At 61.3% G+C, this 23,357-nt stretch carries 19 protein-coding genes; 6 read left to right on the top strand and 13 right to left on the bottom strand.

Features of this window, described 5'->3' with window-relative positions:
* Both HMPREF2537_RS10975 and HMPREF2537_RS10980 read right to left on the bottom strand, forming a co-directional pair.
* A partial coding sequence (locus HMPREF2537_RS10975; protein WP_083299019.1) for a G5 domain-containing protein occupies positions 1-6,108 on the bottom strand: 6,108 nt, incomplete at its 3' end.
* A 389-nt stretch (positions 6,109-6,497) separates the two neighbouring features.
* Complete coding sequence (locus tag HMPREF2537_RS10980) at positions 6,498-7,274, bottom strand: hypothetical protein (protein ID WP_070528927.1); 777 nt, start codon at positions 7,272-7,274, stop codon at positions 6,498-6,500.
* A 159-nt stretch (positions 7,275-7,433) separates the two neighbouring features.
* Here HMPREF2537_RS10980 and HMPREF2537_RS10985 point away from each other — a divergent pair, with 159 nt between their 5' ends.
* Positions 7,434-8,573 carry an Mrp/NBP35 family ATP-binding protein gene (locus tag HMPREF2537_RS10985; RefSeq protein ID WP_210383652.1) on the top strand — a complete coding sequence of 380 codons (1,140 nt, stop codon included), beginning with the start codon at positions 7,434-7,436 and terminating at the stop codon, positions 8,571-8,573.
* Positions 8,574-8,579: 6 nt separating this feature from the next.
* On the opposite strand, the gene HMPREF2537_RS10990 is transcribed toward HMPREF2537_RS10985, so the two are convergent.
* The 3 genes from HMPREF2537_RS10990 to sigE all read right to left on the bottom strand — a co-directional run bounded on the left by HMPREF2537_RS10990 (position 8,580) and on the right by sigE (position 10,443).
* A complete protein-coding gene (locus tag HMPREF2537_RS10990; protein ID WP_070528931.1) occupies positions 8,580-9,167 on the bottom strand; it encodes a twin-arginine translocase TatA/TatE family subunit in 588 nt (195 codons plus the stop codon).
* 68 nt (positions 9,168-9,235) lie between these two features.
* Positions 9,236-9,682 (bottom strand): anti-sigma factor family protein, encoded by a 447-nt coding sequence (locus HMPREF2537_RS10995; RefSeq protein ID WP_070528935.1) that lies wholly within the window; start codon positions 9,680-9,682, stop codon positions 9,236-9,238.
* Between the two features lie 95 nt (positions 9,683-9,777).
* A complete protein-coding gene (gene sigE / locus HMPREF2537_RS11000) occupies positions 9,778-10,443 on the bottom strand; it encodes an RNA polymerase sigma factor SigE (protein ID WP_070528939.1) in 666 nt (221 codons plus the stop codon).
* A gap of 163 nt (positions 10,444-10,606) precedes the next feature.
* Between sigE and HMPREF2537_RS11005 the strand changes: the two genes are divergently transcribed.
* Positions 10,607-11,254, top strand: coding sequence for an O-methyltransferase (locus tag HMPREF2537_RS11005; protein WP_070528941.1), 648 nt, complete (start codon positions 10,607-10,609; stop codon positions 11,252-11,254).
* A gap of 85 nt (positions 11,255-11,339) precedes the next feature.
* Here HMPREF2537_RS11005 and glgC read toward each other — a convergent pair whose 3' ends face one another.
* Complete coding sequence (gene glgC, locus HMPREF2537_RS11010) at positions 11,340-12,557, bottom strand: glucose-1-phosphate adenylyltransferase (RefSeq protein WP_070528943.1); 1,218 nt, start codon at positions 12,555-12,557, stop codon at positions 11,340-11,342.
* Between the two features lie 165 nt (positions 12,558-12,722).
* Here glgC and glgA point away from each other — a divergent pair, with 165 nt between their 5' ends.
* Together glgA and HMPREF2537_RS11020 are read left to right on the top strand one after the other, a co-directional pair.
* Positions 12,723-13,877 (top strand): glycogen synthase, encoded by a 1,155-nt coding sequence (gene glgA / locus HMPREF2537_RS11015; protein WP_070528948.1) that lies wholly within the window; start codon positions 12,723-12,725, stop codon positions 13,875-13,877.
* Positions 13,878-13,888: 11 nt separating this feature from the next.
* Positions 13,889-15,346 (top strand): GH32 C-terminal domain-containing protein, encoded by a 1,458-nt coding sequence (locus HMPREF2537_RS11020; RefSeq protein ID WP_070528951.1) that lies wholly within the window; start codon positions 13,889-13,891, stop codon positions 15,344-15,346.
* A gap of 564 nt (positions 15,347-15,910) precedes the next feature.
* Here HMPREF2537_RS11020 and HMPREF2537_RS11025 read toward each other — a convergent pair.
* The 7 genes from HMPREF2537_RS11025 to dapE form a co-directional block, all read right to left on the bottom strand.
* Positions 15,911-16,795, bottom strand: coding sequence for a methyltransferase domain-containing protein (locus HMPREF2537_RS11025; RefSeq protein ID WP_070528954.1), 885 nt, complete (start codon positions 16,793-16,795; stop codon positions 15,911-15,913).
* A 9-nt stretch (positions 16,796-16,804) separates the two neighbouring features.
* Positions 16,805-16,972, bottom strand: a complete 168-nt coding sequence (locus tag HMPREF2537_RS11030; protein ID WP_010187237.1) for a DUF3117 domain-containing protein — start codon at positions 16,970-16,972, stop codon at positions 16,805-16,807.
* A gap of 130 nt (positions 16,973-17,102) precedes the next feature.
* Positions 17,103-17,387 (bottom strand): DivIVA domain-containing protein, encoded by a 285-nt coding sequence (locus HMPREF2537_RS11035; protein WP_070528958.1) that lies wholly within the window; start codon positions 17,385-17,387, stop codon positions 17,103-17,105.
* A gap of 3 nt (positions 17,388-17,390) precedes the next feature.
* Positions 17,391-18,128, bottom strand: a complete 738-nt coding sequence (locus HMPREF2537_RS11040; RefSeq protein ID WP_070528964.1) for a glucosyl-3-phosphoglycerate synthase — start codon at positions 18,126-18,128, stop codon at positions 17,391-17,393.
* Between the two features lie 3 nt (positions 18,129-18,131).
* Positions 18,132-18,944, bottom strand: a complete 813-nt coding sequence (gene folP / locus HMPREF2537_RS11045; RefSeq protein ID WP_210383659.1) for a dihydropteroate synthase — start codon at positions 18,942-18,944, stop codon at positions 18,132-18,134.
* Positions 18,945-18,970: 26 nt separating this feature from the next.
* Complete coding sequence (locus tag HMPREF2537_RS11050) at positions 18,971-19,741, bottom strand: LOG family protein (protein ID WP_070528970.1); 771 nt, start codon at positions 19,739-19,741, stop codon at positions 18,971-18,973.
* A 7-nt stretch (positions 19,742-19,748) separates the two neighbouring features.
* Positions 19,749-20,837 (bottom strand): succinyl-diaminopimelate desuccinylase, encoded by a 1,089-nt coding sequence (gene dapE / locus HMPREF2537_RS11055; protein WP_070528975.1) that lies wholly within the window; start codon positions 20,835-20,837, stop codon positions 19,749-19,751.
* Positions 20,838-20,928: 91 nt separating this feature from the next.
* On the opposite strand from dapE, the gene HMPREF2537_RS11060 reads away from it, so the two are divergent.
* Entirely contained in the window at positions 20,929-22,287 is a 1,359-nt protein-coding gene (locus HMPREF2537_RS11060) for an amino acid permease (protein WP_070528978.1), read from the top strand.
* Between the two features lie 18 nt (positions 22,288-22,305).
* Positions 22,306-23,277, top strand: a complete 972-nt coding sequence (dapD, locus tag HMPREF2537_RS11065; protein ID WP_070528981.1) for a 2,3,4,5-tetrahydropyridine-2,6-dicarboxylate N-succinyltransferase — start codon at positions 22,306-22,308, stop codon at positions 23,275-23,277.
* Positions 23,278-23,357: the final 80 nt, after the last annotated feature.

Here is a 23,357-nt window from a genome sequence, read left to right on the forward strand (position 1 = left end):
GTTGCCTGGCTCATCGGGGTTGCCTGGCTCGTCCGGGTTGTCCGGGTTGTCCGGGTTGTCCGGGTTGCCTGGCTCGCTCGGGCCCTCGCACTTGCACTTGGTGCCAACGCGGATCTTGCGGTCCTGCTTATCCTTCGTCACCGTCTCGGTAGTCTCCGGATCGCCCACAGGCTCACCGTTTACAAGCTTCCAAGTCTTGGAAACTTCCTTCTCACCATTGACACCAGGCTGGTCCTCTTCGACCTTGCCCGCTTCGAGGTTCGGGTCGTACTCAATGATGGTCTCGTACGGAATCTCCTCGGTGTGCTTATCCGTCAGCTCAGTCTGGTTCTCAGCCGGACCAACCTCGATGATGCGCGGGGAAGGCTTGCTGATTTCCTCAGAAGACTCCTCCTTGTTCACCTCGCCGTTATCAACAGTCACCGTGACGGTGTGCTTGATCTCACCAGGCGTGCCTTCTTGGACAACCTTGGTCTCACCCGGCTGCAGGTCCGGGTTCACGCGAATCTCGGTCTCGTACGGGGTCTTCTCAGTCCATTCGACCTTGTCGGAAACAGGGTCAGCCTTGGTGCCCACACGAATGACCGCGTTGCTCGGCTCCTTGGTGCGCTCGGTGGTCACGGTCGGCTCGCCGGAAGGCTTACCGTCCACGATCTTCTGAGTGGAAGTGACGACCTCAGTACCCAGCTCGCCCTGCTTATCGACGACCTGCTCGCCCGCCTTCAGATTCGGATCGAAGACGATTTCAGTCTCGAACGGAACAGACTTCTCCAGCTTGGTCACTACCTCGCTGTCGTCAATCTTCGGACCGTACTCGATGATCTGCTCAACCGGCTGCTTGATTACCTTCTCGGTGGTGTTCACCGTGGAGGTGTTGTCCTTCGCGGTGAAGTCGGCGGTGAATTCCTTCTCGCCGTATTCACCCTTCTGGACAACCTTCATCTCACCCGGCTTCAGCTCCGGGTTCACGCGCACGATCGTGTCGTACGGCAGCGGCGCAACCCAAGTTGCCTTGTTGGTTGCCTCAGCCGACTTGGTGCCGACAGTGACAATCTTCTCAACCGGCTTCTCAATGATCTCTTCAGTAATCTTCGGGTCACCCGGCTTGGAGTTGACGATGTCGCGTTCGATCGTCACCTTCTTCTTGCCCGGCTTGCCTTCCTGAGTGACCTTGGATTCGCCCGGCTTCAGGCTCGGGTCGTAGACGACCTTCACCTCGTACGGAACCTCAGTCTCAATGGACTCAGTGTTCTTGCCTGTGGTCTTGGTACCCACGCGGATGATCTGCTTGGTCGGCTCCTTGGTTCGCTCAGTGCTCACCTCAGGATCACCAGACGGCTTGCCATCCACGATCTTCTGAGTAGAAGTCACAACCTCAGTGCCAAGCTCACCCTGTTGGTCAACCTTCTGCTGCCCTTCTTCAAGAGAATCATCGAAAACGATCTCAGTCTCGAACGGAACCGGCTTCTCAACCTTGGTCACCACAGTGGTGTCCTCAGCGGCCGGACCGTACTCGATGATCTCCTTAACCGGATCCTTGGTCTGCTTCTCCTCCGGGGTCACCGTAGCCTGGTCACCCTTGGCGGTGAAGTCCGCAGTGTAGGTCTTCTCACCCGGAACGCCCTTCTGGACGACCTTGATCTCACCCGGCTTCAACTCCGGATTCGGACGAGTCTCAACCTCGAACGGAACCTGCGAAGTCCACTCAACCTTCGAGGAAGCCTCCGACGGCTTCGTACCGACTTTGATCACCTGATCAACCGGCTCTTCGGTGACCTTCTCCTCAACGGTGGCCTCGCCATCCGGCTGGGAATTAGTGACCTTCTGGGTCACCGTGATGGTCTTCTTGCCCGGCTTACCCTCGGTAACGGTCTCCGACGTACCTGCCGGCAGGTTCGGGTCAAACTCGATCTTGATACCGAACGGAACCTCAGACTCAACCGACTTCTTAACCTCACCGGTGGTCTTGGTACCGACGCGGATCTTGGCGTTCTTCGGTGCCTTCGTCTGCTCGGTGGTCACGGTCGGCTCGCCATCCGGCTTACCGTCCTTGATCTTCTGGGTAGAGGTGACAACCTCGGTACCCAGCTCGCCCTGCTGATCAACGACCTGCTCACCCTCCTTGAGGGAGTCGTCAAAGACAATCTCAGTCTCAAACGGAACAGGCTTCTCAACCTTAGTCACCACAGAGGTGTCCTCAGTCGCCGGACCGTACTCGATGATCTGGTTAACCGGAGCCTTGGTCTGCTTCTCCTCCGGCGTGACCGTTGCCTGATCACCCTTAGCGGTGAAGTCAGCAGTGTAGGTCTTCTCACCAGGCACGCCCTTCTGGACGACCTTGATCTCACCCGGCTTCAACTCCGGATTCGGACGAGTCTCAACCTCAAACGGAACCTGAGCAGTCCAGGTCACCTTCTCAGAAGCCTCAGACGGCTTCGTACCAACCTTGATCACCTGATCAACAGGCTGCTTGGTGATTTCCTCGGTGACCTGCGGATCACCCGGCTTGGAATTGGTGATGTCGCGCTTGACCGTCACCGTCTTCTCACCAGGAACACCCTCCGTCACAACCTCAGACGTGCCGGCAGGCAAGTTCGGATCGAACTCGATCTTCACACCGAACGGAACCTCAGACTTAACAGTCTCAACGTTCTCACCGGTGGTCTTGGTACCGATGCGGATCTTGGCCTTCTTCGGGGCCTTAGTCTGCTCGATGTTGATGCTGGGCTCGCCGTCCGGCTTGCCGTCCTTGATCTTCTGGGTGGAAGTGATGGTCTGCTCACCCGGGACGCCCTCTTCGTCGACAACCTGCTTGCCGGACTCGAGAGTGTCGTCGTAGACGTACTCGATCTCGAACGGAACCACTTGGGTCTTCTTACTGGTCAGCTCTTGATCAGGGATGCCCGGGCCGACCTCAATGATGCGGGTCTGCGGCTCCTTAGTAACCTTCTCCTCAGCCACTGAAGCCTGGTCGCCCTTGGAAGTGAACTTTGCGGAATACTTCCGCTCGCCGTTCTCGCCTTCCTGAATGACCTTCATCTCGCCAGGCTTGAGCTCCGGGTTCTCGCGAACCTCGGTCGGGTACGGGATCGGGAACGTCCATTCGACGTCCTTCGCGCTCTCGGCAGGCTTGGTGCCGACAACGACGACTTCGTTCTTTGGCTCCTGGGTGCGCTCCCAGGTGCCGTCAAGGTTCATCTCTTCCTTGCCTGGCTTACCCTTGGTCTCAACCTTGTAGGTACCGGCAGGGACGGTGTCGTCGTACTTGTACTCGACCTGGAACGGAACCTCGCGCTTCGGAACGTCGATGACGTTGACCGTTGCGGTGGTGTTGTCCTTCGATCCGTCCTCGTAGGTCACGATGACCGGGACATCGATCTTATCGCCCGGCTTCGCGGTCTCCGGCGCGGTCGAGATGACATTGCCCTTGTCATCCAGACCAACGATCCAGTCGCCGTTAGCCGTCTTCATCTTGTACGTCGGGTTGCCGAACTCGTTGTTCTCACCCGTTGCCTCCAGGCCCTTGCCATTCGGATCAATGGTGAACGGCTTGTCCGCATCAAGGTTGATCTCCGCAGGCTTCTCGACGCCAATCGGCGAGGTCGCCGTACCACCCGGGTAGACCGTCTGCGACGGCACAACCGGCTTAGACTCCCAGGCGTTGGTCAGCTTGACCACGGTGGTAACCGGTGCCTGAGTCGTCAGACCACCCGGGGCGTTAACCGTTACCGTGACGGTGTTCTTGTCACCTGGCTTAGCATCGGCCGGCGGGGTGGAGGAAACTTCACCGGTCTTCGGGTCAATGGTGTATTTCCAGCCATTGACTTCCTGGGTAAGAACCGGCTTGCCATTCTTGTTTCCGAAGGAGAAGGTCGAGCCGTCAGGAGTGTCCTCTACCTGGTGCTTGACTTCCTGCCCCGGAGCGGTGACCTGGACGTTGTAGTTCGCCTTCAAGTCTCCCTTAATGACAACGACAGTGCCGACAACCGTCTGCGGCTTCTGCTTGCCTTCATCGCTGTAGTGAGCCTTGACCGGAACATTCAGGATGTCGCCTTCCTGCGCACCCTTCGGAATCGTGGTCGTAATCTCACCAGTTTTCTCGTCCACGAAGACGGTCCACGTCTTACCATCCTTGCTGGTAAGGGTGGTCTGGTTAGTACCATCCTCGAAGGTGTAGCGCGTCGGGGCCTCATCGGTCGTGTTGCCACTCAAACCGCGTTCCGGGATTTCAGGCGTGAGGCTGACACTCGCATTCGGCTGACCAGTCACTGTGTCGTAGGTCGGGATCTTGATGTCCACGATCGCCTGGAACTGGGTCTCGATCTCATCCGTGGTCTGGTCCGGGTAGGTTGCCTTCACCTTCGGGGTAATGATGCTGCCCGGCGTGACTGTGTCATCTGCCTTCGCGGTAACCTTGCCGGTGTCATCGACGGTGACGGTCCATCCCTCAGGGACAGTGGACTGATCAATCTCGAACTTGGCCGGGTGGACCGGCTTGTGGCCCTTCATGATGGACTTGGTGCCCACCTGGGCGGTAATTTCCTCGTTCAGCTTGCCCTTGGATAGGCCAGGGCGCACGAGGTCTGTGACCTGGGTGTTGTTCGGGTCGACAACCACGAGGAGTTGGAGTACGTCTGTGGAGCCGTTCGAGTACTCGACAGTGATTTTGGGCTGCGCAAAGCTACCCGGCTTCGGGTTCTCAGGAGCAGTGACGGTGACGTTGTAGTCCTCGTCCATCTCAACGGACCAGCCATCGAAGACGTACTTCTCGTCCAGAGTGACCTTAGCCTCGAAGCCGCCGTCACCCTTCTTCTTGACCAGGTCCTTGATCAGGTCCGGGGTCTGGGTGAAGGTGACCTTCTGCGGCTCGGTAGCAATCGGACCGGTAGCACTATCAACGCCCGAGATGATCGACGCATCCGTCTTGTCGTACTTCGGGGAGTGGTACTCGGTGTCGTCCAGGGAGAACGCCTTCGAGTCGATGACGTTCGCCTTACTGTAGCGCGTCAGCGAGTTGGAGCTATCGAATACTTGAGTGTTACCCCACTCATTGTTGTTCTCACCAGCAGCCTGGAGCTGGTCGACGGTACGTGGCTTTGCCAGAACGGAGAAGTTTACGTTCTTATCAGTGGCCAGGTCAGTACCGCGGTACTCAGGCCACGTGAAGAAGATCTCGCCAGTGGCTTCGTCGATACGCAGGTTCTGCGTACCCCCAGATGCCGCCGGGTCCGTGGTGCCGATGAACTTGCCATTGCCGTCGTAGGCCTCTACGACCATGCGGGACATCGAATCATCCGTGCCGCCGTTCGCAACAGCAGGAACGTTGATCTTACCGACCTTGGTTTGCTCACCAGGGACGATAACGTGCTTCTCGAAGCTCTCCCACGACACCGTAATCGGGTTACATTCGATGTTCTCGCTCGGCCACGGGTTCACGATGGCCGTAAAGGATGAGTTGGTTCCCTGGGTGGCCCTTGGCCCTTGAGGATTGTCCTGCTTATAGTTGCCCTGCCAGGCATAACGTACCGGGTTCGTGGCAGTGGCCTCAGCGAACTGCTTGACTTTGGCATCGGTCAGCTTCGCATTGAGATTCAGGGGTCGTTGTGGCCCAGAAGCAGTAATACCGAGAATTTCGTCGGCCTTGTGCGTGACCACCTTGTCAACAAGGGTCTGACCAGCATTCAAAGCGGGAATTTGAGCTGCATCAAGGTATGCGCCCATCCTGCCGTTATTGGTAAAGCCCCAATCGGCGAACGTGCGGTCCTTCGAGTTATCAAAGGAGACGCTCAAGCCCCACCGGGTTTTCGAGGGACTGGTCGCAGACGGCTCAGAGGTATACCAACTGAAACCAGCCTGGCTGCCCTCCGTAGTGCTTTCTGAGACAGTACACGAACCGGCCGGCAGGTCGGAGGCCTTCTGGGCGTCCTTCTCCACCGCGCCGGACTTGTCGCGGATGCCGCCGCTGAGGGTGGCGGCATTAGCCTCCGGAACCACCGTGTTAAAAGAGGTGATGCTGAGGCCGCTCAGCGCGAGTGTAATAGCAGAAAGAGCTGCTACCCCTTTACGGGAAGAGGGCCGACGGGCCGAGCCACTTCGTGGTGCATTCATTCCTTAGGTCCTTTCAAATGCGGTACCCTGCCCACCCCACAGTGCGGAAACCCGAAAGCCGCGGCGGCTTCTCAAGACATTTCCTCACAAATTCGTTTAAGGATTGACAGGAAATAGGCAGGTGAACGCTAAAAATTGTACCCTCCTATACATAAAACCGCAAGAAAAACAGGGTTTTACCTGGAATCTTTAAGAATAAGTACACAAGCGCGTGGGAATTATAGATTTCCTGGAATCGACCACTCTGTGAGATACTGATCGGTTTCCACACGTAGGGAGTGGGGCGGTGCGGCGAGACGTCGCCAAGCAGGGCGTGCCCATCGCCGTTATATGCAGTCCCGTATCGCCACCCCCAGACGCCGAGGACTGCGCCCCCTAGCTTGTCTCTTCTAGGACTCCTCGTGGACCAAATCCGAGCCACCGGAAGAGTTGGAGTCGCCTTCCTCATTGAGGTTCTGCATGAGGTTGGCCTCTATCCAGGCGCGTACGGTCGCCTCAAAGTCCTCGGAGTCTTCTACTTCCTGGACAACTTCATCGAGGTCCTGCGCGGTGAGGAACTTGGTAATGGAGGCAACTTCCAGCTTTTCATCGCGGTTGAATAGCCCGTCTTGGTAGACCACGACGTAATTCTGCGGAAGCTCCGGTTTTGAATTGGGGCAGCCTTCGGCACCGGCAGGCTCCACGACGGAGACCTCCGGGGGCAAAGACGCCATGAGCGCGACGTGGGTGCGCTCCAAAAAGTCCACGTCCTTGGTGCCCTCTTCCTTGACAGCCACGTAGTCCTTGGAAATCGCGCGGGCTTCCTCCGGGTTGTAGACGCTTAAGAATTCACCCGTGCAGCCAACGAAGAAGTTGCCGTTGGTGCTTATACCGCTGACGTGCTCCCCTCCCTGGCGCACCAGCATATGTTTCTGGGATACGGTAGCCGCGCGCCCCTCATCGCGCAAGGTCTGGCGATAGATTTCCGCCAGCACGCGCTGCTTATGGGAAGTCGGATCAATCATGATGGTGATCGGCGCCGAGTTCACTGGGTTCGGCACCGGCTTGGGTTCATACCCGGAGCAGGCGCTAAGCGACGCCCCCGCAACCCCCACCAAGGCCACCCCAACAATGCGGGCGAAGGTGCGGGAACGTCCAATAAGGCGGGGCATCAGAATCAGGCGCATTCTTTCTATTCAACCGGACATGCAGCACACATGTCGCTGTTCTTCAGGGTTCTCAGTCAGCAGCGCTGGGCCGCAGTATCTGGCTGAATCTTACACACCCCGCTGGCCAGACGGCGGTGTGGCTCTCCCCGATAGCAAGTGACTAGACTAATGCGCGTTATGACTAGCGCTATTACTGAATCTTCCGTTCGCGACGCGCTCACCCGCGTCGATGACCCAGAAATCGGACGCCCCATCACGGAGCTGGGCATGGTCAAGTCCGTGGCCGTCAATGGTCCGGACGTCGACATCGAGCTTTATCTCACCATCGCCGGCTGCCCGATGAAGGGCACCATCGAGTCCAATACCCGCGCGGCCGTAGCGGAGCTCGACGGTGTCGGCAACATCAGCATCTCCATGACGCCGATGAGCGACGATCAGCGTAAAGAGCTCAAGCAGAAGCTGCGCGGCGGGCAGGCCGAGCCGGAGATCCCCTTTGCCAAGCCCGAGTCCACCACCCGCGTTTTCGCGGTGGCCTCCGGCAAGGGCGGCGTGGGCAAGTCCTCCGTCACGGTGAACCTAGCCGCAGCCTTGGTCAACAAGGGGCTCAAGGTGGGCATCGTGGACGCCGATATCTACGGCCACTCCGTGCCCAGCCTGCTGGGTTCCACGGCGGGCCCCACAGTGCTTGACGACGAAATGCTGCTTCCCCCCATCTCCCACGGCATCAAGCACATTTCCATTGGCCAGTTCGTGGAGGGCAACGCGCCCGTGGTCTGGCGCGGACCGATGCTCCACCGCGCCCTGCAGCAGTTCCTCGCGGACGTCTTCTGGGGCGACTTGGACGTACTCCTGCTGGACCTGCCGCCGGGTACTGGCGACGTAGCCTTGTCGGTGGCCCAGCTCATCCCGAATGCTGAGCTGCTGATTGTGACCACCCCGCAGGCTGCTGCGGCCGAGGTGGCTGAGCGCGCCGGTTCCATCTCCCAGCAAACGCGCCAGCGTGTGGCCGGCGTGATTGAGAACATGGGTGCGATGGTCATGCCGGATGGCTCCACCATGGATATCTTCGGCTCCGGCGGCGGCACAGTGGTGGCCGAGCGCCTCAGCGTCCTGCTGGGCCACGAGGTTCCTTTGCTGTCGAGCATCCCGCTCGATCCGAGCCTGCGTGCGGCTGGCGATGCCGGAACCCCCATCGTCATCTCTGCGCCCGACTCCCCCGCTACCGCAGCCATCAACAAGGTGGCGGATTCCATTGCGGTGCGCTCCGATTCCCTCGTGGGCAAGAAGCTCGGCTTGGGTGTTACCCGCAAGAGCTAAAAGCCCTTAAGTTACGTCCTCCCAGGAGGAGCTGCCCTCGCCGGTGGGTGCATTCCCGCCGCGCGGGGGCTGCGTCGTTTTAGTAGCCTTCTCCCCCACCGGATTCTCCCCCGCCGGCTGCTGAGCGCCCAGGTCCGGATAGACCTGTGAATAGTCAAAGGTCGGCCGGCCTTGATTTTGTGGCTGTGATGGCTGCACTGGCCCTTGCTGGGGGTGAGCGGGCTGGTTGTTTACTTCTGCATCGTGCTCATACGGGCTGGTGCTCTTCTTGATGTCCTCAGCCATTTTTTTCGGGTTGAAATCGTCCCAGGCGGAATCGTCGCCGTCGAAAAGCGCCTTGGTGATAACCCCGCGCGGCCCCATGCGCGTCCACTCTGCCGCCTGGCTGAGAGGTACGCGGAGATCATCGAACTCCGCGCCGAGACCGCTCATTTCACCGTTGAGTTCCGCCTTCGCGTTGGCAATGGCCTTGCGCGCCGCGTAGATAGCCGCGCGCACGTCCATGATCACGCCGGGCAGGCGCTCGGGGCCGATGATGACGAGGCCGAGGAGCACGATGACAAGGATCTCGACCCAACCAATTGAGGAAAACACGAAACTATCTTAACTACTTCGATGAAGGAGACAGGGTGACGGGCGCGCGGGAGGCTTCGGGGTTTGAGTTATCCCCTTTGGTTGTGCCGGATGGCGCGCACGACCATCTCCACCTTGTCCAGAAAGTCCTGGCGTGGCTGGTGCGCGGGCGCTTCCGCATCCGGCCCGGGGCCGACGCCCTGGTGGGCGATGCCCGCGAGCTTCGCCATGAGTGAATCCGGCGCCTTGACGTGGGATTCCACGCTACATTCGCGCACCCACTCGGCGGCATTGCGCTGGTGGTGAATTTCTGCGCGGCATTCCGGGCAGTGCACGAGGTGGATGCGCACGCGGTGGGCATACTTGGGTGGCATCTCGCCGTCGACGAAAGCCACGACTGCCTCGGGCCCCAAGTGGCCAATGGTGTCCGCCCGCTGAGCGCGGGCCTTGGCTTTATCGCGGACCTTTGCTTGGGCCTCGGTGAAGAACCCGGACAGGCTCAGGGAATGGCAATCATTATGCCCTTCTTCTTTCACCTCAACGTCACCTCAACTCAGTGCGAGTTTTCCCTGCCTAGGCATGCTGCCTAAGTCCGAACGTCTCGCGGTCTCAGATTCAAACGCTGCCCAGTCTAGCGCGTACGCAGCAGGCTGCGGGTGTCCGCGTTGGTCTGGGCTTCCTTTTCCAAGGCCGCGCGCAGCTGGGAGCGGCCGCGGTGAATGCGGGAGCGAACGGTACCCATCTTGACGCCGAGAGTTTCAGCGATTTCGTCGTAGCTCATGCCCACGACATCACAGAGAACCACTGCCACGCGGAAGTCCGGCGCCAGGTTATCCAGTGCGGACTGCAACGCCGGATCGAGGTTGGCCACCGTGTAGGCCTGCTCCGGAGTCATGTCCGTGCCGGGGACGCGCTCATAATCCTCCGGCAGGGCCTCCATGCGGATCTTGGAACGGTGGCGGACCATGTCCAAGAAGAGGTTGGTGGTGATGCGGTGCAGCCAGCCCCCAAAGGTTCCCGCTTGGTACTTATCCAAGGAGCGGAAGACGCGCATGAAGGTCTCCTGCGTGAGGTCTTCGGCATCGTGTTGGTTACCGGAAAGGCGGTAAGCCAAGCGATAGACATCATCGGCGTGCTCGGCCACGAGCTCGCCCCACGAAGGCATCTCGGCCTGGCCGGCATCGAAAGCAGCGGTTCCGGTCAACTTCTCAGTTTCAGCACTGGCATCATGGCTGCCAGTGGCGGAGGAATCGGTGGAACGGTGAGCGGGCTCAAACTCGCGCTGCTGTGTGGTCATGGCGAATATCTTTCTATAGTGCGCGCCGAAACTCCAGCCAGCATACTGTGAGCAGGCTGTGAATTCGTCACTCCTCTTACATGCGCTTCTTGAGTCACAGGCAAAGGCAGTTGCGGGCGATTCTCAGCACGCAGGCGTGGGGATTTCACTATGGTTTTCTTTTGTGACTACTACGGCTTATGACGCAATGCGAACCTACATCGAATCCACCAGCGAGGTCTCCGAGGTTCTCGCCGGCGCCCGCGCCCATGCGGAGGAGTATGGCCTGCCGGCCCCCGATGAGGCGACCGGACAGCTGCTGAGCACGCTCGCGGCTGTCTCTTCCGGCACCACCTCCCGCCCGCAAGCGGTGGCGATTACTCCCGCTGCATCCGTCGTGGGCCTCTACCTGCTTGCCGGCATGCCGGAGAATGGAATTCTCACCTGCATCGATCCGGAGGCCGAGCACCAGGCCAGCGCCAAGCAAACCTTCCGCGAGGCCGGCTACTCCCCCAGCCGCGGCCGCTTCCTGCCGTCCCGGCCGCTCGACATCATGGGCCGCCTGGCCAATGACACCTACCAGGTGATCTACGCCGAGGCCCCCGCGCTCGATATGCCCGCGCTGCTCAAGGCTGCTTGGCCCCTGCTGCACCAGCACGGCACCTTGGTGTTGGCCAACGCGCTTCTCGACGGCACCGTAGCCGATCCCTCCCGCACCGACCGCGACACCGCCGCCGCCCGCGAGGCCGATGAATACGCCCGCTCCCTCGAAGGCGCGGCCGTCACGCGCCTGCCCTATGGTGCAGGCTTGACGCTCATCACCAAGCTGTAGTCTCCGCCAAGCACCGCAAAAGCGGGAGTGGAGTGGACTTCAATCCACCCGTACGCCCGCTTAGTGCCCTGCGCTGTCTTGTGGCTTAAACCTTGATGTTCTTGCCTACTACAACCACGCCGCCTTCGGAAACCTTGAAGCGCTCCTCATCGCGCTCGCGGTCCACGCCGATGATGGCACCATCACTGACCACCACGTTCTTGTCCAGAATGGCGTGGCGAACCACCGCGCCGCGGCCAATGCGCACGCCCGGCAGGATGACGGAGCCTTCCACCGTCGCGCCATCCGCCACGTGCACGTCCGAAGCCAAGACGGAGTTGCGCACCGTGCCGCCGGAGACGATGCAGCCCGGAGCCACCATCGAGGACTGCGCAATACCGTTCTGCACAAACTTCGCCGGCGGGAAGTTCGAATCATCCGTGGAGTGGATAGGCCACGAACGGTTGTACAGGTTGAAAATCGGGTGCACAGAAATCATGTCCATGTGCGCCTCATAGAAGGAGTCAATAGTACCGACGTCACGCCAGTAGCCGTGGTCACGCTCCGTAGAACCGGGCACCTCATTGGCCATGAAGTCATAAACATGCGCCTGCTCACGCTCCACGAAATAAGGAATGATGTTTCCGCCCATGTCATGCGCGGAGTCCTCATTCTTTTCGTCTTCCAGCAAAGCGTCGATAAGCGCCTGCGTAGTGAAGACGTAGTTGCCCATGGAGGCATAGGTCATGTTCGGGTCATCCGGGGTCGCCGGAGGATTCGCAGGCTTCTCGACGAACTCCGTAATCGTGCCCATCCCATCCGCCTGGATGCAGCCGAAGGCGGAAGCTTCCGAACGCGGGACGCGGATGCCCGCCACCGAGCAGTCCAGGCCAGTCGCGATGTGTTCCTCCACCATCTGCGCTGGGTCCATGCGGTAGACGTGGTCAGCGCCGAAGACGATGACGTAATCCGGCTTCTCGTCATAGATGAGATTCAGCGACTGCAGAATCGCATCGGCCGAACCGTTGTACCAACGCTTACCGCGGCGCTGCTGGGCGGGCACGGAGGCGATGTACTGCGGGGTCGGTCCAGACAGGTTCCACGCTTGGGAGATGTGGCGGTCCAAAGAGTGGGACTTGTACTGGGTCAGCACCGCAATCTTGAGGAATCCGGCGTTGACAAGGTTCGACAGCACAAAGTCGATCAGGCGATAGGAACCACCGAAAGGTACGGCGGGCTTAGCGCGGTCTTCCGTCAGGGGAAAGAGGCGCTTTCCCTCGCCGCCGGCAAGGACAATGGCAAGGACATTTGGAAGGCTTCTCACACCACCCAATTTATAGACGTTTTCTGCATCGCGCAGAGGAAGTGCGTTTGTTTCTACCCCCTATTGTCGGCCTCCCACCTCCCCCGCTGCTTCTCGACGTCCCACCTCGCTGAACGCTCCGTCAAGGTTTAGCGCGAGCTGTGGATAATCCGTATTCTGGCGGGTATGAGAGCCGGAATATTTTCTAAGGAGTATCCGCCAGAGATTTATGGCGGAGCGGGAGTCCACGTTGCAGAGCTCACACGCTTCATGCGTGAGATCATCGATGTCTCTGTGCACTGCATGGGTTCTGAGCGCGATGAGAAGGACGTCTTTGTGCATGGCGTCGATCCTGCGTTGAAGGAGGCCAATGCCGCCGTGCAGACGCTTTCCACTGGTCTGCGCATGGCCAACGCCGCCTCCGATATCGATGTGGCTCACTCCCACACCTGGTACACGGGCCTGGGTGGCCACCTTGCCGGCCGCCTGTACGGCATCCCCCACGTGGTTACCGCGCACTCCCTCGAGCCGCACCGGCCGTGGAAGCGCGAGCAACTCGGCGGTGGCTATGAGATCTCCTCGTGGTCGGAAAAGAATGCCATGGAATACGCCGATGCCGTCATCGCGGTGTCGGCTGGGATGAAAGATTCCATCCTGGATGCCTACCCCCGCATCGACGCAGACAAGGTGCATGTAGTCCTTAACGGCATTGATACTCAGGTCTGGCAGCCGGGTGAATCCGCGGTGCTGGATAAGTTGGGCGTCGACAAGCAGCGTCCCATCGTTGCCTTCGTCGGCCGGATTACCCGGCAGAAGGGTGTGAAGCACCTGCTGAAGGCTGCCCAGAATTTTGATGCAGACATTCAGCTAGTGCTCTGTGCTGGCGCGCCGGATACGCCGGAGATTGCGGCAGAGACCGAGGCCCTCGTGGAGGAGCTGCGCGCTCAGCGTGACGGCGTGTTCTGGGTCAAGGACATGCTCTCGCGCGAGGAGATCAAGCAGGTCTATTCCGGCTCGGATGTTTTCGTGTGCCCCTCTATTTATGAGCCGCTGGGAATCGTCAATCTTGAGGCGATGGCCTGTGGCACCGCGGTTGTGGCTTCCAATGTGGGCGGCATCCCGGAGGTCGTTGTGGACGGCGAAACCGGCGTTTTGGTCAACTATGACGTAAATGACGAAGCCACCTTTGAAGCTGATCTGGCTGCCGCCGTGAACCGTGTCGCCGCCGATAAAGAGCTGGCACAACGCTTCGGTTCCGCTGGCCGCCAGCGCGCCATCGAGGACTTCTCGTGGGCTACCATCGCGCAGCAGACCGTGGACATTTACCGCTCGTTAATGTAGGAAGGACTGCCGTGACGCATAAAGAAACGCACCATCGCCCAGAACTTCACTTCGTTCCCGATAGCGGGATCCTCGACGCCCCCGCAGGAATCGTCCGGGACGGTCATACCTGGCACCTGTTCCACCAGTACCGTCCTGATGCCGGCCAACCTGCGCGCTGGGGCCATTCCACCTCCGAGGAAACGGCCTTCGCGTGGCTCGACTGCGACGACGTCCTCGCCCCCGTCGGCGGCGAGCTATCGCTGCGTGCAGGGTCCGTGGCGGAAGGAAAGGACGCTCTGAACCTGTACTTCACGTCGGTGACGTCGGTGGGTACGAGTGTGCGCTTGGCGCGCTACACCGACTACGCCGATGAATGCATCGTGTCTGATGATCCTTCGGCTCTCGACCCAGACGTTGTCCGCTTCGGGGAAGCCGTAGGCGCCCATACCAACTACGACCGCTTCCGCTCTCCCTCCGTGGTCCCGGACTGGGCCAAGGAAGACCGCGAAGAGGGCCATGATGGTTGGCTCATGCTGGCGCTGACCGGGCATTCCGACGCCCCGGTACCGGTGATCCTGGACAGCCCCAATGGCGAATCCTGGACGCTCCTCGGACCCTTGAGCTTCGAGGGGGACCCTGGCTTTGAGGAGGGCGAGGTTCCGGCCACCTCCCCCATCCCGCCGGTGGTTTCACCGCGTCTGGTACGCCTGCGCGACGAGGTGGATAGGGAGATTTACGACGTTCTCTTCGTGACCTTGGAACGCGAGGGCCGCGATGTCTCCGGCTATATCGTGGGCCGCCTTGATGGCACCGTGTTCACCGTTGCGAAGGGCTTCCAGCGCGTGGACTTTGGCCATGACTTCTCCCGTCCGCGCAACACCAACACCACGACCGGAACGATTCCGCAGGAACGCCGCTACGACCGCGCAGTCATCCTCGGACTGCTCAACGGCAACGGCCGCGGTGACGACGCCACCAAGCACCCCACATGGGAGGCCGAGGGCTGGGCTAATAGCCTGTCCCTGCCGCGCGCGGTGACGCTGCAGGGTGGCGTGCTGTACCAGACCCCGGCGGAGGGACTGCCGGATGCCGTCAAGCTTTCGGATTATGCACAGTCGTGGACGGGCGTGCTCGAAGTACCTACGGGTTCGAGCGTGACCGTCACGCTGAAGGACGGCTCTGGCGATACCGCTGCCGTCATTCGCCATACTGGTGAGGAAATCAGCCTGGACCGCTCCATGTCCAAGGCCTTCGATAACTACTTCAAGGACTCCGCTCCCGCGGTGGCGCCGCTGGCTGAGGGAGATTCGGATACGCTCACCGTCATTCAGGATGGTGCCAGCGTTGAGGTCTTCGTCGACGGCGGTTTGGTGGCTATGAGCTCCCGCGTCTACTTCGACGGTGGTTGCTCCGCCATCGAGGTCAGCACCGATGGCGAAGCTGTCATTGAACAATCGTGGAGCCGCAAGGGCACCAAGCGTTCCTAAGCGCATCAGGCGAAGTTAATGAGGGAGGTCCGGGTGTCCGGGCCTCTTTTTCTGTGCGGCCTCGACCGCTTTCCCTGTGCCCCCACTGTCCTTTGCCCTACCGCTCTTCGCTCGCTCCGCCCGTCGCGCTCACCGAAAGCCCCGCATGGCTGCTGCGCGCAACGCCAGTGAGCGCGAAGGGAGAATGCGGCGAGGATGCAGCTCGATGCTAACAACATGCCGACGCACCAATACGCAAGCGCACCCCAAACGGCATTGAGCTAAAAGAACCGAAGCGGGCTGTGCCAAACTACGCCCTGTCGCCCTGCCCGCCCTTCGCGCTCACCGAAAGCCCCGCATGGCTGCCGCACGCAACGCCGGTGAGCGCGAAGGGAGAATGCGGCGTAAGTCCACCGCGGTGTAAACACCCGCGCCCTTCGCGCTCACCGCGGACTACAAACTTCCACCACGCCCACTCCCGGTGAGCGCGAAGGGTGACGTGGAGGAAGGTCTTTAGAGGGCCGCTTCGAAGGGAGACTTCGAAGGGAGGCTTCGAAGGGTCTTTGAAGGGAAGGCCGAAAAGCGCTAGGCCGAACGCAGTCGATCCAGGCGGGCGTGGGCCGTCACGGTCAACGTCTGCGGCAAGGAGGCCATGCGCTCTGCCAGCTCCTCCGGGCTAATGTGGCGCGCCGAGGGGCTCATACCCACCTGCGCGGCGATGGAAGCCTTATCCAAGACAATGGGGAAAGAAATATCGACCGGATCAGCTGCCTGCTCAAGGAAACCTTCCGCCTGCGCGTAGAGGCGTTCAACCTTCCCTTCTTCCACGCCGAGAATGCCCAGAGGCTCACGCAGCTCGTCTAGGTGGCCCGCCTGCGGGGTCAGCACGATAACCTCCCCGCCCGGCGCAAGGACGCGCTGAAACTCCGCCGGATTACGCGGCGCGAAGACCACCGAGATGGCATGAATTGAATCATCCTTCAGCGGAAGGCGCTCCCACACATCCGCAACCACGGCGCCGACTCGCTCATGTGACTTGGCCAGGTGCTTAGCCGCGTGCGTAGAGATATCCAGGCCCACGCCGCGCGCACCTTCAATCGAGTCCAGCGTATGCGCAAGGTAGTAGCCAGTGCCCGCGCCGACCTCCAAGAGCGAGGGGGCAGTATCCTCATCGAGACCAGCATGCTGAGCTGCGTCCTGATTCTCCAGAGAATCCTGCACCGCACCGGTGACTGCCTCCACGAAGGGCGCAAAGTGCCCCATAGCCAGGTAGGTTTCGCGGGCGGTGACCATCGCGGCATCATCGCCTTGGTGTTTCAGGCCTGCACCAGCTGCCAGAGTGACGTAGCCCTGCTTGGCCACATCATAGGAATGGCCGGTCTCCGACACGAGGCGGGAAAAATCATCCGCGCCCTCAAGGGCGCTGCCATCGGCGGGATCGGCCAGAATATCGACGATATGTGAAAGCATGCTCCTAGACTAGCTAGAAACTGCTACGAGGAGTGAACCCAGCTCCGCTGCTTCTTCTTTGCTGAGCTCAATAACAATGCGCCCACCCCCGTCAGAAGGAATGCGCATGACGATCTTGCGGGACTCCTCTACCGCTTCCATCTCTCCACCAGTGGTACGGGGCTTCATCGCTGCCATATTGCGTCTCCTTCGACTGAGTTTTATACGTCCTTCTAGTCTAGCCCTTTTTCAGCCGATGGCGGCAGGCCCGCTCCCGCAGGCTTGCCCGTAAGCTCAATCACGGGCTCCAGCAACGGCCCAACCAAGCCTATGCCGAAGGTTTCGCTGAAGCCTCAGACGCCACCTTCGCACGACGCTCCACTTCTGCGAGAAGGGCATCCACCTGATCCTGGCGGTAGCCGCGCGCAACCACGTCAAAGCGCAGGTCATCGAAGCGCCCCTCCTCGAATGCCCGCAGATTCTCCGCGTTAGTATTCACAGCCTTGTCGGGCGCTTCCATGACGGTCCCCCGTCCCACGAGGCTTCCCCACGCCCGGGTGCCAATGATCACGAGAGCGATGAGGACAACGATCAGCAGAATCCAGGACAACATGCGCTAAATCTTACCCAGCAGCGGCGGCCGTTGGGGAACGGGTCCAGCCACGCCCGCGCGGGAGAGAATGGTGCGCGAGACCACATCGGCCATGGGGGCTAGCTCCTCCAGCGGGCGGTTGCGGTGGGTACGGGTACCCAGGTCCACCTCGGCGATAGCAAAGGGGCCATAGCGCTTGGCGACGTCTATCAGCAGCCCCGCTTCCACCCCATAACCCGCAACGAAGGGCAAGTCTAAAGCCGCGTCGCGGCGAATCGCATATTCCCCTCCCAAAGGCTGATCGATGTGCGCGAGCTCAGGGAAGAACATGCGCAGCAGCGGCTTGGCGCTCAGCTCCGTGACCCGCCCGCCACCGGTGGGCTGACCGTTCAGGCTGCGTGCATAGCGCGCCTTGACCAGCTGCACGTGCGGATCTACGAAGGGCTCACTGAGTGCGGTGACCATCCCGGGCGCGGCGGATTCTAGGTCCGCGTCGATGAACACGACGACCTCTCCCCGGGCCGCGGCCACCCCGCGCCATAAGGACTCGCCTTTGCCAGGCTGCGGCGGCTCCTCCACCACGTCGCGCCAATTGCACACCCGGGCGCCGGCCGCGGCGGCCCGCGCCGCAGTCCCATCGCTCGAGTCCGCATCGATGACGATGACTTCTAAAGGTTCATCCGCCAGGCAGGCACACACCACGTGGGCGACGGTGCGCTCCTCATTCAGCGCAGGGATGACTACGGAAACGTTGACTGACATGGCTTAGGCAAGCCCCCGGGTCGTCGCCAAGGGCGCCATGTGCCCCTGGATAGCGGCGGTCATACGGATGACGTCGAGAGTCGGGGCCACCTCATGGACACGAAAAGCCGCCACGCCCCGTGCCGCCGACCATGCCGTCGCCGCCAACGTGCCCGCGACGCGCTGGTCGACGGCTCGGTCGAGGGTCTCGCCCACAAAGTCCTTATTCGACAAGGCCATGAGCACCGGCCAGCCCGTTGCCACGATCTCATCGATGCGCCGCAACAACTCCAAGCCGTGAAAAGTGTTCTTGCCGAAGTCGTGCGTAGGGTCGATGAACGTCAGCTCCTCTGGGCAGCCGAGGTCGGCGGCGCGCTCGGCTAGCCGCGTGGTCTCGGTGATGACGTCGGCGACGACGTCGTCGAAATGCACACGATGTGGTCGGGTGCGCGGAGTCACGCCACCGGTGTGCGAACACACGTAGCCCACCTTGTGGTGGCCAGCCACCTCGATGAGCTCGGGGTTCCAGCCGGCCCACGTGTCGTTGACCAGACCGGCACCAGCGGCGATGGCCGCCTCTGCGACCTCGGCGCGCCACGTGTCCACGGAGATCAGCGCGTCAGGGCGGCGGCGGTGCAGCTCCGCAATGGTGGGCACGACGCGCTCGATTTCCTCGGCGGTGTCGACATGCTGACCCGGGCCGGCCTTGACGCCGCCGATGTCGATGATGGAGGCGCCGTCGTCAAGCGCCTGCTCAGCACGCTGGATTGCGGGGTTGAGCTCGAAGGTGGCGCCCTTGTCGTAGAAGGAGTCCGGCGTGCGGTTGACGATTGCCATGACCCGCGCGAGGTTGTGCGCTTGGGTCACTTGCCCTCCTGCTCCCGCAGGCGCTTGTCCGACATGACCTTGTGCGCGGCCAGAATGTGGGCGATGGCTTCGTCGATATCGTCGGTGACCAGGAAGAGATCAAGGTCCTCGGGGCTGATGAACCCGCCCTCAGCCAAGGTCTTCTTCATCCACTCCACCAGGCCGGACCAGTATTCGGTGCCCATGAGCACGATGGGATAGTTGGTCACCTTGCCGGTTTGGACCATGCACATGACCTCGAAGAACTCATCCATGGTGCCCATGCCGCCGGGCAGGCAGATGAAGGCCTGCGAGTATTTGAGGAACATGGTCTTGCGGGCGAAGAAGTAGCGGAAGTTAAGCCCCAGATCTACGTAGGGGTTCAGGCCCTGCTCGTGCGGAAGCTCGATGCCCAGACCTACAGACAGCCCTCCAGCCTCGTGCGCGCCGCGGTTGGCCGCCTCCATGATGCCGGGGCCACCGCCGGTGATGACGGCGTACTTGGCCTCCACGAGGCGGCGGCCCAAAGCCACGCCCAACTGATAATTCGGGTCATCCTCCGGGGTGCGGGCAGAGCCGAAAACGGTCACGGCCTTGGGCAGCTTGGCCAGGGCGTCGAAGCCGTCCACGAACTCACCCTGGATACGCAGAACGCGCCAGGGATCGGCGTGCTGCCACTCATGATCCGCGCCGGACTGAAGCAGGCGCTGATCAAAAGTGGAGGACTGCTCTCCAGCAGTGCGCACGAGAAGAGGTCCGCGCAGAGTACGCAGTTGCTCAGGCGTCATGGTGGTCTTATCCCTTCAGGTAGTTCAAGAGTGCGGTCGAGACTTCGGTGATCTGGGTGACGGGTACTTGCTCGTCCTTCTTGTGGGCAAAACCCGGATCACCAGCGCCGAAGTTGACGGCTGGGGTACCCATCTCGGAGAAACGGGCCACATCGGTCCAACCATACTTGGCGCGGACGTTGCCGCCGACGGCGTCGACAAGCGCACGTGCCGCTGGCTGGCCCAAACCGGGCAGGGCGGCACCGGCGATGTCATCGACCTCCACGGTGATGTTCTCGTGCTCGCCGAGGACCTCCATCAGGTGCGCCATCGCCTCCTCGGTGCTGCGGTCGGGGGCGAAGCGGAAGTTGACGAACATCCAGGCCTCATCCGGGATGGTATTGGTGGCCACGCCGGATTCGAGGTGGACGATGTTGAGGCCTTCCTTGTAGGTGCAGCCGTCAATCTCGATGTCGCGGGGCTGGTAGTTGGCCACGTTGAGCATCACCGGCGCCAAGGTGTGCGCCGCGTTGGAGCCGAGCCAGGCGCGGGCTGAGTGCGCACGGGTGCCGTGGGCAGTAACGCGCACGCGGATGGTACCTTGGCAGCCTGCCTCGATCATGGCGCCCGAGGGCTCACCCAGCAGAGCAAGGTCTCCCTGCAGCCACTCCGGGTGATCCTTCTGCAGGTGGCCCAGGCCGTTGAATTCGGTGGCGACCTCCTCGCCCTCATAGGCGATGACCGTGAGATCGTGCTTGAGCTCATCGGAGTTGTACAGCTGCGCAAAAGCGTTGAGGTAGACGGCCATACCGGACTTCATGTCCACGGTGCCGCAGCCATACATGATGCTGCCGTCCTCCGACATGGTGTGGGGCACGTTATCGGCCAGGGGCACGGTATCGATATGACCGGCGAGGACCACGCGGCTTTCAAGGCCCCGGTTCGTCCGGGCACACACGGTGTTGCCGTAGCGTTCCACCTCTACTTTGCTCTGGTCCAGACCACGCAGGGCCTCTTCGACCGCATCGGCGATCGCTTGCTCGTGGTGCGAAGGGCTAGGGATATCCACCAGGGCCTTGGTCAGCTCAATGGGATCGGAGAAGAGATTTAAAGTCACAACCCGCCATGCTAGCGCCCCCGGTTGCTTAGTGCATTGCGTAAAGTACTTCCCGTTGCAAACAATCAACAGCGTTGAAGGTGATTTCCCTATGGCTGCGGCCACTCAACTCAAAACCCGCCACCTCACCATGATGGGCCTCGGCTCCGCGGTGGGGGCGGGCCTCTTCCTAGGCGTCGGCCTGGGCATCCAGGTATCCGGCACCTCCGTCCTTATTTCCTATGCGGTGGCTGGTGCGCTCATCGCCTTGGTGATGTGGATGCTCGGCGAGATGGCCGCCGCCCGGCCTTCGTTGGGTGCTTTCTCTACCTATGCGGGCCAGGCCTTCGGGCCCTGGGCCAGGTTTACATTGGGCTGGGTTTACTGGTTCATGCTGGTCATGGTGATGGGCGCGGAGATAACCGGTGCCGCGGCGATTGTCTCCAACTGGTTCGGGGTGGACCCCTGGATTCCCGCGTTAGTCGCCGTGGTCTTTTTCGCCGTGGTCAACTTTGCCGCCGTGGGTGGCTTCGGCGAATTCGAGTTCTGGTTCGCCATCATCAAGGTCGCCACGATTGTGGCCTTCCTGGGCGTCGGCGTGCTCATGGCACTGGGTATCCTGCCGGGCATGGACCTCTCCGTGGCAGGCCACAACTTCACAGAGAACTTCCTCCCCAACGGCGGCCCTGGTTTTGCCGCCGGTTTGCTCGCCGTGGCTTTCGCTTTCGGTGGCATCGAGCTGGTCACCATTGCTGCGGCAGAATCCGAAGACCCAGCCCACAACGTGGCCACTGCCGTGCGCGCCATCATCGTGCGCATCATGGTCTTCTACATCGGCTCCATTTTGGTCATCACCATGGCTTTGCCTTTTAGCTCCATCCAGGACGCCGATGTCGCGGCGGACTCGCCCTTCACGCTGGTCCTCGCCGCCGCGAAGATCCCCTTCGCCGCCGGATTCATGGAAGCCATCATCGCCTTGGCGCTGCTGTCCGCCTTCAATGCGCAGATTTACGCCACCTCCCGCTTGGTCTACGACATGGCCAAGGACCACAGCGCACACCACGTCTTCCTCAAGACCAACGCCTCCGGCTCCCCCATTTACGCGGTGGTGCTCTCCATCATCTTCGCCTTTGCGTCGGTGGTGCTGCAGTACTGGAACCCGCCGGGGCTTCTGGCCTTCCTCTTCAACGCGGTGGGCGGCTGCCTGCTGGTCATCTGGTGTTTCATCGTGGCCTCCTACATCAAGCTGCACCCTCAGATGAAGGCCAACGGCGAACTCACCACGCTGCGTGTTCCGGGCTTCCCGTGGCTGCCTTGGGTCACTGCCCTGGCGCTGGTGGGTCTTACAATTCTCATGCTTTTCGACGCCTCCGCCCGCAACCAAGTCCTCGCCGTCCTCATCCTGACCGTGGCCCTAGTTGTGATCTTCCACCTACTACCGGGTAACTCACGGCGCACGACCGAGGCGTAGCTGCTAGGGTGTGAGCCTATGACTTCAGCATCCGCACGCGGCCTGGCAACCATTACCCACGACGGCACCGTCCTGGACGTCTGGTTCCCCGCAGTTCACACCGATATCTCTGTAGAAGCCAGCGGCACCGAACGCTTGGAGGAGGTTCCGCAGCAGTTCGCTGACCTGGTTGGCCCCGACGAGGAGCGCGGCGTCGCCCGCATTGCGGTGGAGACCTCCATCAAGGACCTTGACGAGGCACCCGCCGACACGTACGACGCGTACCTGCGCCTGCACCTACTCTCCCACCGCGCAGTCAAGCCTCACGGCCTGAATGTGGACGGGATCTTCGGCAAGCTGGCCAACGTAGTGTGGACCAACTACGGCCCCTGCGCGGTTGCTGATTTCCAGATGGTCCGCGGCCGCCTCGCCTCCCGCGGCCCGGTCGTGGTCTACTCCGTCGATAAGTTCCCGCGCATGGTGGACTACGTTGTCCCATCGGGTGTGCGCATTGGCGACGCCGACCGCGTTCGTCTCGGCGCCCACCTCGCGGAGGGCACGACCGTGATGCACGAGGGATTCGTCAACTTCAACGCCGGCACCCTGGGCGCCTCCATGGTCGAAGGCCGCATCTCCGCAGGCGTCGTCGTGGGCGATGGCTCCGATATCGGCGGCGGCGCCTCCATCATGGGCACCCTCTCTGGCGGCGGCAAGGAGGTCATCTCCATCGGTGAGCGCTGCCTGCTCGGCGCAAACTCGGGCGTGGGCATTTCGCTTGGCGACGACTCCGTCGTCGAAGCCGGCCTCTACGTCACCGCCGGCACCAAGATCGCGGTCTTTGGCAAGATTGCTCAGGCACTGGACCTGTCCGAGGGCGAGACCGTCAAAGGCTCTAAGCTCTCCGGTGTCTCCGGCGTGCTGCTGCGCCGCAACTCCGTGACCGGCGCCGTCGAGGCCGTGGAGTGGAAGTCTGAGGCTGTGGCTCTCAACGAGGATCTGCACAAGAACTAAACGCTGCTGCCTGAGGCCCCTGTTTCTGCGGGGGCCTTTTGCGATCGTGGCCTAAGCCTCCGAGGCGCATGCTTCCTGTC

This window comes from Corynebacterium sp. HMSC074E01, assembly GCF_001808885.1.
Taxonomy (GTDB): Bacteria; Actinomycetota; Actinomycetes; order Mycobacteriales; family Mycobacteriaceae; genus Corynebacterium.

Excerpts from the sequence above, each read along its gene's own strand:
- HMPREF2537_RS11040 (WP_070528964.1), bottom strand. The coding sequence starts at position 18,128 with ATGTCAGTCAACGTTTCCGTAGTCATCCCTGCGCTGAATGAGGAGCGC.
- HMPREF2537_RS11060 (WP_070528978.1), top strand. The coding sequence starts at position 20,929 with ATGGCTGCGGCCACTCAACTCAAAACCCGCCACCTCACCATGATGGGC.
- folP (WP_210383659.1), bottom strand. The coding sequence starts at position 18,944 with ATGGCAATCGTCAACCGCACGCCGGACTCCTTCTACGACAAGGGCGCC.
- HMPREF2537_RS11035 (WP_070528958.1), bottom strand. The coding sequence starts at position 17,387 with ATGTTGTCCTGGATTCTGCTGATCGTTGTCCTCATCGCTCTCGTGATC.
- glgA (WP_070528948.1), top strand. The coding sequence starts at position 12,723 with ATGAGAGCCGGAATATTTTCTAAGGAGTATCCGCCAGAGATTTATGGC.
- sigE (WP_070528939.1), bottom strand. The coding sequence starts at position 10,443 with ATGACCACACAGCAGCGCGAGTTTGAGCCCGCTCACCGTTCCACCGAT.
- HMPREF2537_RS11050 (WP_070528970.1), bottom strand. The coding sequence starts at position 19,741 with ATGACGCCTGAGCAACTGCGTACTCTGCGCGGACCTCTTCTCGTGCGC.
- HMPREF2537_RS11030 (WP_010187237.1), bottom strand. The coding sequence starts at position 16,972 with ATGGCAGCGATGAAGCCCCGTACCACTGGTGGAGAGATGGAAGCGGTA.
- HMPREF2537_RS10985 (WP_210383652.1), top strand. The coding sequence starts at position 7,434 with ATGACTAGCGCTATTACTGAATCTTCCGTTCGCGACGCGCTCACCCGC.
- dapD (WP_070528981.1), top strand. The coding sequence starts at position 22,306 with ATGACTTCAGCATCCGCACGCGGCCTGGCAACCATTACCCACGACGGC.
- HMPREF2537_RS11025 (WP_070528954.1), bottom strand. The coding sequence starts at position 16,795 with ATGCTTTCACATATCGTCGATATTCTGGCCGATCCCGCCGATGGCAGC.
- HMPREF2537_RS10980 (WP_070528927.1), bottom strand. The coding sequence starts at position 7,274 with ATGCGCCTGATTCTGATGCCCCGCCTTATTGGACGTTCCCGCACCTTC.